The organism is Mesorhizobium sp. B2-3-15 (assembly GCF_006442875.1).
In the GTDB taxonomy this organism is placed as follows: Bacteria; Pseudomonadota; Alphaproteobacteria; order Rhizobiales; family Rhizobiaceae; genus Mesorhizobium; species Mesorhizobium australicum.
Genome location: NZ_VFVO01000015.1, coordinates 152,149 through 161,288, shown reverse-complemented (window position 1 = coordinate 161,288; position 9,140 = coordinate 152,149). Strand labels below are relative to the sequence as shown.

Here is a 9,140-nt window from a genome sequence, read left to right as displayed (position 1 = left end):
GTCGGTCCCAAGAACCGTCTCGTCGACGGTTAGCGTCGGCTCGGTGCCGGTCGTCGATATGCTCGGCCCGTCATCGTCAAAGTTGATGAAAGAGCCGACCTCCTCGGTATGGCCATTGGTGTTTTGCGCCGTGAAATGGAACTCGGTGATGTCACAGCCTTCGTTTGCATCGACCCCCGTAACCGTCAGCCGATCCATGGGATTGCTCGTGGTGATGTTGACGGTGGTGACGTTGTCGAGGCCGGTGATGGTTACGGTGCCTGTGCCCATGCCGCTGACGGTGACGTTGCCGCTTCCCGTGGCATAGGTGCCATTAGCGGTGATCGGCGACGCAAACCCGGATGTGCCGGTCAGCGTAAGGCTGGCGATGGGCGCGGGGGTGGTGGGGCTGCCGTCATAAAAGTTCAAGCCTTGCTCGTTGCCCGTGACATTGACGGTGCTGATTTTGATGTCCACCCGCAAACTCGGATTGGAAGGCGTGATCTGGTTGATCGTAAACCCGGCCTGCGTAATGTTCTCGAGGTGGCCGCCGTACTGTATCTGCGAAGCGGTACCCGCGGCCAAGGTGCCGCCAGTCACGAAATCGACCTGCAACGCCTCAGCCGGATTGATGCTCTGGTTATTGACGCCGAAGCCTTGTGTACTGACGTTGGCGGTGGCATTGGCCGCCCCGAGGAAACCTGTCACCAAAATCTGCTTCGTAGCGTCGCTTCCCGAATCGATCACATAGAAATCATGATTGCCGGGAGCCGCGTTCTGGCCCGAGAAATTAACCACCGAGGTTCCGGCGACCGATGCGAACACCTTATCGGTTAGATCGATGCGGTCGTCCGGGTTGGTCGCGTCCGGATGGTGCAACGGCACATACTCGACTAAGTAAAGGTCCGCGTTTGTGGCGCTCGTGGAGTCCAGACCAAACGAGAAGGCGAGGGGGCCATTCGCAACGGGCGCGGCAGACGGATCAGAGGTGCCGATGACACCGATCACGACGTTCGCATGCGTTGCGTCCTGGAACAGCCATATATATTTTCCGTCGTCAGTCTGAAGGTTGCTGTTCACGCCAACCGTGGTGGAGAACGGCGTGCCGGAAGCGTTTTGCGTAAGAACGATCGAGTTGATGGTTTCTCCGGCGCTCGCCGTGGCCCGCACGAAGTTAGCCTGGAATGCGGTTTCGAGCGGAGAACCGAGAGTCTCGAGATATTGCAGCGTCGTGTTGGTGCTGTACGGCGCAACGGCCGGGTTGATATCATTGTCTTGGAGGCCGGTCGTTTCGTCGATGATGATGTCTTGGGCGAGGATGTCGAGTGCCATCGGAATTCTCCCTGGTTATTGCGGCAGGCGGAAATCGGCCCCAACGCCGGCAACCGGCCGCATGGGCGCGCATCCGCCGGTACGGCCGGCGCTACGCGTCCTCGTTAAAGAAAGTGGAGTGGTGGAATGGATCGGGGGTAGGGCGTCGAGGGCGTTCCAAGCCCTTCGCTCATGCCCCGGTCAGGCGTTCCCGCGCGGACGTGTCCTGCGCGCGTGGATCATCCGCAGCCGGCGGATGCTATCAGGCAATAAATAGGCCATGATGATGACCCCCCTCCCTTGGCACGCACGGATGTGCATGCCGTCCTCCTTTTATTAGCAATAGCTAAAAAGCTACTCCAATTTGTGGATAATTCAATATGCCTATTGCATTTTTGAAATTAATATGAATCTAAACCGATTCAAACGAGCATCGAACAGCCGTGAATCGCGGCAATTCTCGCCTGCCAAGTGTTTGAAATGCAAAGAGAATGCAGTAAATTACAGGCTTTGCACGCTGTTCGGTGATCAACACTGACCAGCCTCGGCAGAGAGCAACTAAAATCAAACATGCTGGAAGCAAAATTCGCTAACTGCACCTATGATGGATTGGACGGATCGGTATTGCCGGTTCTTCCGTCGCCAGTTGACGGCCCGCAGGCGAAGATCGACGTGGCCGATCCTCAGGTCGTCAATGAACTCCTATTCTCGCCCAACCTCTCCATCAATGAAACTGGCGCTCTCGATCCTGCTGCTTCTGTTGGTCCCGGGACGGTGACCGCCTCGACACCACGTCTCGTGCAGAGACCGGCAAGGTCGAGTTCGAGGTCCCCGGCATCCGCAGCGAGGGCGTCCAGGTCGACATCGAAATGGCACGCGACGGCGCCACTGCCTATGTCGCGCTCGGTTCGGCCAACCGGGTGGCCGAAGTGGATGCCAAGACGCTGGCGGTGCGCCGCCTCTATCTCGTCGGCCAGCGGCCGTGGCACTTGGCGCTGTCCGATGACCAGAAGCGCCTGGTCAGCGCTAAGGGCAATTCCGGCGACATCTCGTTCATCGATCTGGAGAATGAGGAGGTGGTGAAGTCGGTGGTGATCGGTCCATGAAGGCGCTGTCGCTCGAGGGCCGTTTAGTTCGGCGGTCGAACTGATACGCTTCACGCTCTATCTACGCTTTGATCCCGTTTCCGCCCTTGTCGTTCTCGCCTGCCTCGTCGTGTTTTTCCTGGCGGCAGTGGTCGGCTACGACCCCGGCCGCGGCCTGTGGTCCCGGGGCGGCGGCGAGGGCTGATCATTTCAGGCCGTAGAGGTAGGCAGCGATATCACGCGCCTGCTGCTCTGTGATCCCCGTCGATGGCATGGCCGTGTGCGGATTGATCTCCCTGGCCGCTCGTATCCAGCGGATCAGGTTCTCCGGATTGTTCGCCAGCACGCCGGCGATAAAGACCCGGTCGGCAAGGCTGGAATCGAGGCGCGGACCAACCTGGCCTTGTGCCCCCGGCACGCCGGGGATCGTATGGCATCCAGAGCAGCCGTTCGCGATCATGATCGGAATGGCGCGCGCTTCCAAGCCGCCGGTCGCCGTGTCCGATTCGTGGCGAACACGATCGCGCCGGTCGGACCACAAGGTCGCTGCGGCGACTGCCGCGGTCAGCAGCAGGATCGCGGCGAGCGCGCCGCCCACCATCCTAGCCAGGCCGGAGCGCATGGCTTGCCTCCCTGATTCCGCTCTTACTTATCCAAAGGCCGGCAAGCAGCAAGGCGGCTCCGCCATAGATCAGGCCAGCCGGAACCCACATCACCAGTCCGGCGAGCTGCTGGTCCTCGATCGGGGTTAGACCCCAGAGCGCCGCACCGGCGGCATTCTGCGGGTACCAGAGTCTGGGCGACAACAGCAGCAGCACGCCGAGCAGACCGGTGTGCAGTGACGTGAAGAAGAGATGCATGACCGCGCTGCCATAGGCCTGCTGGCGGCCGGAACGCGGCAGAATCCCCCACCAGAACAGCAGGGCTGTGCCGAGGAAGCTCGCATGCTGGGCGTAGTGCAGCACGCCCTGCTGAAGCGCTGCCTCGAACAGGACGGGAACGTGCCAGATCCAGATCGCGATGCCGTGGATGGCGGTTGCGTTGAGGGGGCGGCTGGCAACGGTCCAGATCGCATGAAGAGTCCTGCCGTGCGTGAGCCTTCCCGTCCCTCGGCGAAGTCCGGCCGGCAATGCCCATATCAGGGCTGCGCCGGGGCAGGCGGCGACAAGGAGTGGCGCCGCTACCGCCATCAGCAGTTCATGCTCGATCATGTGGGCGGCAAACACCCGTTCGCCAAGCGCATGGATCGGGCTGACCAGCGCTCCGGTCAGCACGCCCCAGCCGGCGGTGAACAACAGAACTTGCCGCGTCCGCTCGGAGCGGCCCCGGCTGCTGCGGCGCCATAGCCGGCTCGCTCCGAGCGCATAGATGAGCGCGATTGCGGCCAAAGGGAGCGTGATGGGAAACGCAAGCGTCCATCCCGCTTCGGGCGCGCCGGCGCCATAGCAGATCGAGGTTGAGAAGAAGGCCTCGAAGCTCATCGCAGGCACTCGTCGAGAATGAGTGCGGCGCTGCCCTGCATGACGATCACGAGGGCAAAAAGCAAAGCCGCAAGAATGCCGAGATCGGCGACGAATTGCTCGGTGCCGCGCGTGCGCTCCGGCTTGAAAGCCGCGCCCCCTTGCCGCCGTGCCCGCCAAGAAAGCATGCCGCCGAGAAGTGAAAGGAAGGCCAGCAGCAATGCGATCGGAAGCACGACCGGAACCTGGCGATTGCACTGCCACGGAACAAGCGCGTAGTTCAGCTGCGTCGAGATTGCCCAAGCCAAAGGCCCCGACAGAAGACCACCCCAGGACATTCCCAACCGCAGCGCGCGCATCAGCCTAGCCTCGGTACCCAGTAGATGAGCAGGTAGATCGGGATCCAGGTGAGCACCACGAAATCCCAGTAGAAGACGTTGTCGCCCACATCGCCGAAGCGCCGGCCGCTATACCCATGGCGTGTGAACATCAGCACCGTCAGCACGATCGTGTCGCCCACGTCGGTGATCAGATGCGTGGTGTGCAGTCCAAGCAACACCCAAAGCATCGAGCCGTATGCGTTTGTGTCCCAAAAGATATTCAATGCCGGGAACTCGAACCAGCGCACCACGAGCGGGGCGACACCGAACAGCGACATCACGACCATGCCGATCCGCACCGGCACCATGGCGCAATGCTCGGCGTAGCGATTGAGGATGTGGTTTGGCACCAGGCTGGCGATCAGCAACAGGGTGACGATCGTTCCCGGCCAATGGTTAGGTTCCGGGGCGCTCAGACGCCAGTTGGGCCATGACATCGCCAGATAGAGATAGGCGCCGGCCGCCAGCGCGAAGCCCGTCCCTTCCAATGCCATGAAGCCGAGCGTGCCCCACCAGGTTGGGCTGCGCGGACCATGGCCAAACGTAGGGAGGGCGGAAAGGTCGGTGACGGGCCGCTGGTTCATTCCTCGTCCTCCGGATCGCCCTTGGGCCAGAACCAGCCGAGCAGCGTGAGCGCGATCGGCATGGCGCCCCAGACGATCGCCCACGGCGTGAAGATCGAGTAGAGGAACGTGCCGCCCACGGCGATCGCCGCCAGCAGCGGCCAGATCGACGGCGTCGCCGATTTCTCGCGGATGTCGGGGTAGGCCTCCGCCACCGTCGAGATGAGCAACTCGCGGACATCGACGCGGAGTCCAGTTGCGACGGGAAGCGCCTCTCGTTCGGCCCACAGCGGCTCGACATTCGTCACGATCGGAATGCGCGAGAAATTGTAACTTGGAGGCGGGGACGACGTGGCCCATTCCAGGGTGCCGGCATCCCAGGGGTTATCGCCGGCAGGAGCCCCTTTCAATGCGCCATGTATCAGGTTGAAGGTGAACAGCACGAAACTCAGGAAGAACAGCACCGCGCCGGCGCTGATGAACAGGTTGATGTTGCCCCAGCCAAGCTCCGCCGGATAGGTATAGACCCTGCGCGGCATGCCCCACAGGCCCACGAGATGCATCGGGAAGAAGGCCGCATTGAAGCCGATGAAGGCCAGCCCGAAATGCCAGCGTCCGAGACGTTCGCTCATCATGCGCCCGGTGATCTTGGGGAACCAGAAATAGGCCGCGCCCAGCAGCGGGAATACCGATCCGCCGATCAGCACATAGTGGAAGTGGGCGACGACGAAGTAGGTGTCGTGCACCTGAAGGTCGAGCGGCACCGAGGCGAGCATGACGCCGGTTAGCCCGCCGATGACGAAGATGAAGAAGAAGCCGAAGACGAACAGCAGCGGCGTGCGGATCACCGGTCTGCCATCCCACAAGGTCGCCAGCCAGCAGAAGATCTGCACGCCATTGGGGATGGCGATCAGCATGCTGGACGCCGTGAAGAAGCTCGCCCCGAGCTTCGGCAATCCGGTTGCAAACATATGATGCACCCAGAGGCCGAACGACAGGAAACCCACCGCGATCAGCGACAGGACCAGCCCTAAATGGCCGAACGTCGGTCGCCGGGCAAAAGCGGGAATGATGGAGGAGACCATGCCCGTCGCCGGCAGGAAGATGATGTAGACCTCGGGATGACCGAAGAACCAGAACAGATGCTGAAACAGCAGGGCGTCGCCGCCCTCCGCGGGGTTGAAAATGTGGGTTCCGACAAGCCGGTCGAGAATGAGGAAGGTCGAGGTGATCATGACCGCCGGCATCGCGAAGACGACGACGAAGGAAGTGACCAGCAGTGCCCACACATAAAGCGGTATCTTGTCCAGCGACATGCCGGGCGCGCGTTGCTTGAACACGGTGACGATGGTGGCGACGGCGACCGCAAGCGACGACACTTCGGTATAGGTGATCATTTGCGCCCAGACATCGGCGCGCTTGCCAGGAGAGAATTCCGGTCCGGATAGGGGCACATAGGCGAACCAGCCGACGTCGGGCGCCATGTTGAGGAGGAATGAGATCCAGGCAAAGGCCCCGCCCGAGACGTAGATCCAGTAGCCGAATGCATTGAGCCGCGGGAAGGCGATGTTACGGGTGCCGACCATCAGCGGCACCAGATAGATTCCCGTTGCCTGAACGATGGGCACAGCGAACAGGAACATCATGGTGACGCCATGCATCGTGAACAGCTGGTTGTAGAGGTCCGGCCCGATCAGCCCGCGCTGTGGCCCGGAGAGTTGGATTCGCATGGCGACCGCGTTCAGCCCGCCAAGGCACAGGAAGATGAAGGCCGTGATCAGATAGCGCCTTGCGATGACCTTGTGGTCGACGCTCGACAATGCTCCGATGATGCCGGGCGGCGTGCGCCATGCCCGCGTGAGCCAGTGGTGCAGGCTGGCATCGTCCATGCCAGTATCGCGCGGTCCGTCATGCTCGGGAGCCAGGTCGCCCTTGGTGGCGGTCTCGCGTTTCGGCGGCAGGTCGCGTTCGCTGATCAGATCCGCGCTGCTCATTTCAGACCCTCAAGGTAGGCGACGATGGCGTTGAGTTCGTCGCCGTTGAGCTCCACCACAGGCATGTGGGAACCGGGCTTCACGCCTTGGGGGTCCGCTATCCAGGCAGCGATATTGCCTCGGCTCATCGTCAACGTGCCGGCGGCGAGCGTGCGCCGGCTGGCAATATGCGTCAGATCCGGCGCGACGGTTCCTCCCGCTGGAGTGCCCCCGATCCTGTGGCACATCACGCAGGGACGCTTGAGGAACAGGTCCTCGCCAGCCTTGGCCTCGTCGCTCGCCGGAGGGCCAGACGGCTGCAACTGGTCGTTCCACCAAGCGTCGAACTTTTCCTTCGGCTCAGCGATGATGAAGGTACCCATGTTCGCATGCTGCGCACCGCAGAACTCGGCGCACTGGCCGCGATATACGCCAGGCTTGTCGGCCTTAATGTCGAGCACATTGATATGGCCGGGGATGAGGTCGAGCTTGCCGGAAAGGCTCGGCACCCAGAAGGAATGGATCACGTCCGTCGATGTCAGCAGAAGCCGTACGGGCTCCCCGGCGGGGATGTGGATCTCGTTCGCCGTGGTCAGGATGCGGCTCGGCGTGGCGTCTTCGTAGCGGACTTCCCACCACCATTGGTGGCCCGTGACGCGAATGGTGAGCGCGGCGTCGGAGCCGATCGCCGCAAGTGTCCTGTTGGCGAAGAAGCTCAGCAAGGTCAGTCCGACCACGATCACTGCGGTCAGCCCGACGGCGATCACGACAACGCGCAACTTTCGATGGTCGGCGCCGGCGTCGAGCACGAGCGGCTCGGCGCCGTCCCGCGACCGCATCATCAACGGTGTGGCAAGAGCGATCATCACCAGGACCCAGATCACCGCGCAAAGCGCGGTGAAAAACCAGATGAGCCATGCCAGCTCACTGGAAGCTGGCCCTTTCGGGTCGAGCGCTGATTGCCATCCCGCGCATCCCTGCAGAAACAAGACGCAGGCCGTGCCGAACCCGGTCGACGCAAGGCGCTTCACGGTGATTTCCCCAGCGTGGCTGCATCCGGCATGCGGTTTTCCGACGGATGCGGCATCATGTCGTCGTTGCGTTGCGGCGCGGCGGACGAGGGTGCGTTGCCACTCAGCGAGCGAACGAAGGCGGCAAGCTCCCAAATCTGGTCATCGGGAATCTTGTCGCGGAAGCTCGGCATGCCTTTTGGCCGCCCATCGCGGATCGTGGCGTGGATGCTTTCGATCGAACTGCCGTAAAGCCATTTCTGGTCCATCAAGGCCGGCCCCATGCCGCCGCCGCCATTGGCATGACAGCCCGAACAGTTGAACCAGCTGAACAGGCGCTTGCCCTCGCTGAGGTGGAAGGCATTAGCCTCGAAGCTGGCTGCCTTGTTGTCGCTGGCCGAAGGCCGCTGTCCACCGGGTTCCAGTGTCGTCACAGGCATCGGCTGCTCGCCCGATCCGAGCGAGGATTGCGGGCGCGTGTCGCGCTCCTCGCGCTGGCATGCCGTAAGCGCTAGGGCCGTAAACAAGAGCATGGCGGCACCGTGCTTCATCGCACTGGTCTCCCCGGGCCATCGAGGCGCGGCACGCCATATTGCGACAGCAATGCGTCGATCTCGGCCTTGTGCCTGGCCAGCGCGCTGTTCACATCGCCACGCAGCGCATCGTCCTCGCGCCGAACGCCCATCGAGATGTCGTAGATCATGGGCAATTGCGGCCCGTCGATGCGAGGCGTGACGGGCGTGACGCGGAGAGGCACTTTCTGCTTGGCGGCGAAGTAGCCGGCGAGCGGGCCCCAGACGACGGCAAGATCGATGTCTCCGGTCGCCACTGCTTCGACGATGCGCGCCGGAGGGTTGGGTGCGGAGTAGTCGCCATAGACGGGATAACCGACGAGATGCCCGACGATGCCGCGGCGGCCGAGCGCCTGGACGGGAGGCGAATTGGCCCCGTCGTCGCCGATGAGTTGCACGCCGATCCGCATGGCGCGCAGCCGCGGATCGTTGAAGGATGCCACATCCGGACCGTCCTGGCGGGTGACGAAAACATAGGACGAGCGATAATAGGGGGTGGTGGTGCGCAGCATTTCGAGATTGGCCGGCGTACCGGGCACGAGATCGCAAAGGCCGGCCTTCAGCGTGTTGCGCACGAAGCCCCGGCGCTGTGCCCACCAAGTGTAGGTCAGTTTGGCGCCGAGATCGGCGGCCACGATCTCAGCGATCCTGTTCTCGAAGCCCTGACCGGCGGCGTTGGAGAAGGGCATGTTGTTCGGGTCGGCGCAGACCCTCAGTTCACGCACATTCGCTGTCGCCGGCAAGAGCAGCAAGGCGAGGACGGCCATGCCGGTTGCCATTCGCTGGAGCGCCTTTCGCACCTGGCGC

General features: G+C 62.5%; 9 protein-coding genes and 1 pseudogene. 1 reads left to right on the top strand and 9 read right to left on the bottom strand.

Annotation, left to right across the window (positions count from 1 at the left end):
* A pseudogene (locus FJ954_RS26980) lies at positions 1 to 1,311 on the bottom strand (hypothetical protein); the annotation flags it as partial.
* Positions 1,312 to 2,159: 848 nt separating this feature from the next.
* Between FJ954_RS26980 and FJ954_RS26975 the strand changes: the two are divergent.
* Positions 2,160 to 2,396 (top strand): hypothetical protein, encoded by a 237-nt coding sequence (locus FJ954_RS26975; RefSeq protein ID WP_041163447.1) that lies wholly within the window; start codon positions 2,160 to 2,162, stop codon positions 2,394 to 2,396.
* A gap of 184 nt (positions 2,397 to 2,580) precedes the next feature.
* Here the strand turns inward: FJ954_RS26975 and FJ954_RS26965 are convergent, their stop codons facing one another.
* Genes FJ954_RS26965 through FJ954_RS26930 form a run of 8 tightly spaced genes read right to left on the bottom strand, consistent with a single transcriptional unit; the run spans position 2,581 to position 9,112 of the window.
* The gene (locus tag FJ954_RS26965; protein ID WP_140664576.1) at positions 2,581 to 2,997 is read right to left on the bottom strand and encodes a c-type cytochrome; all 417 of its coding nucleotides are present in this window, start codon (positions 2,995 to 2,997) and stop codon (positions 2,581 to 2,583) included.
* Complete coding sequence (locus tag FJ954_RS26960; protein ID WP_140664573.1) at positions 2,978 to 3,856, bottom strand: cytochrome c oxidase assembly protein; 879 nt, start codon at positions 3,854 to 3,856, stop codon at positions 2,978 to 2,980. Before FJ954_RS26960 ends, FJ954_RS26965 begins: the two co-directional genes overlap by 20 nt.
* On the bottom strand, positions 3,853 to 4,194 hold the full coding sequence (locus tag FJ954_RS26955; RefSeq protein ID WP_015317833.1) for a hypothetical protein: 342 nt from the start codon (positions 4,192 to 4,194) through the stop codon (positions 3,853 to 3,855). Before FJ954_RS26955 ends, FJ954_RS26960 begins: the two co-directional genes overlap by 4 nt.
* Positions 4,194 to 4,799, bottom strand: coding sequence for a cytochrome c oxidase subunit III (locus tag FJ954_RS26950; RefSeq protein WP_015317834.1), 606 nt, complete (start codon positions 4,797 to 4,799; stop codon positions 4,194 to 4,196). Before FJ954_RS26950 ends, FJ954_RS26955 begins: the two co-directional genes overlap by 1 nt.
* Positions 4,796 to 6,772, bottom strand: coding sequence for a cytochrome c oxidase subunit I (ctaD, locus tag FJ954_RS26945; protein WP_140619713.1), 1,977 nt, complete (start codon positions 6,770 to 6,772; stop codon positions 4,796 to 4,798). The genes FJ954_RS26950 and ctaD overlap by 4 nt, the downstream gene beginning before the upstream one ends.
* Positions 6,769 to 7,782: a cytochrome c oxidase subunit II gene (coxB, locus tag FJ954_RS26940; protein WP_140664570.1), complete on the bottom strand. Its 1,014-nt coding sequence runs from the start codon at positions 7,780 to 7,782 to the stop codon at positions 6,769 to 6,771. The genes ctaD and coxB overlap by 4 nt, the downstream gene beginning before the upstream one ends.
* Positions 7,779 to 8,312, bottom strand: a complete 534-nt coding sequence (locus FJ954_RS26935) for a c-type cytochrome (RefSeq protein ID WP_140664568.1) — start codon at positions 8,310 to 8,312, stop codon at positions 7,779 to 7,781. Before FJ954_RS26935 ends, coxB begins: the two co-directional genes overlap by 4 nt.
* Entirely contained in the window at positions 8,309 to 9,112 is an 804-nt protein-coding gene (locus tag FJ954_RS26930; protein ID WP_246681160.1) for a substrate-binding domain-containing protein, read from the bottom strand. Before FJ954_RS26930 ends, FJ954_RS26935 begins: the two co-directional genes overlap by 4 nt.
* Positions 9,113 to 9,140: the final 28 nt, after the last annotated feature.

Excerpts from the sequence above, each read along its gene's own strand:
- FJ954_RS26975 (WP_041163447.1), top strand. The coding sequence starts at position 2,160 with ATGGCACGCGACGGCGCCACTGCCTATGTCGCGCTCGGTTCGGCCAAC.
- FJ954_RS26950 (WP_015317834.1), bottom strand. The coding sequence starts at position 4,799 with ATGAACCAGCGGCCCGTCACCGACCTTTCCGCCCTCCCTACGTTTGGC.
- FJ954_RS26930 (WP_246681160.1), bottom strand. The coding sequence starts at position 9,112 with ATGGCAACCGGCATGGCCGTCCTCGCCTTGCTGCTCTTGCCGGCGACA.
- FJ954_RS26935 (WP_140664568.1), bottom strand. The coding sequence starts at position 8,312 with ATGAAGCACGGTGCCGCCATGCTCTTGTTTACGGCCCTAGCGCTTACG.
- FJ954_RS26960 (WP_140664573.1), bottom strand. The coding sequence starts at position 3,856 with ATGAGCTTCGAGGCCTTCTTCTCAACCTCGATCTGCTATGGCGCCGGC.
- FJ954_RS26955 (WP_015317833.1), bottom strand. The coding sequence starts at position 4,194 with ATGCGCGCGCTGCGGTTGGGAATGTCCTGGGGTGGTCTTCTGTCGGGG.
- FJ954_RS26965 (WP_140664576.1), bottom strand. The coding sequence starts at position 2,997 with ATGCGCTCCGGCCTGGCTAGGATGGTGGGCGGCGCGCTCGCCGCGATC.
- ctaD (WP_140619713.1), bottom strand. The coding sequence starts at position 6,772 with ATGAGCAGCGCGGATCTGATCAGCGAACGCGACCTGCCGCCGAAACGC.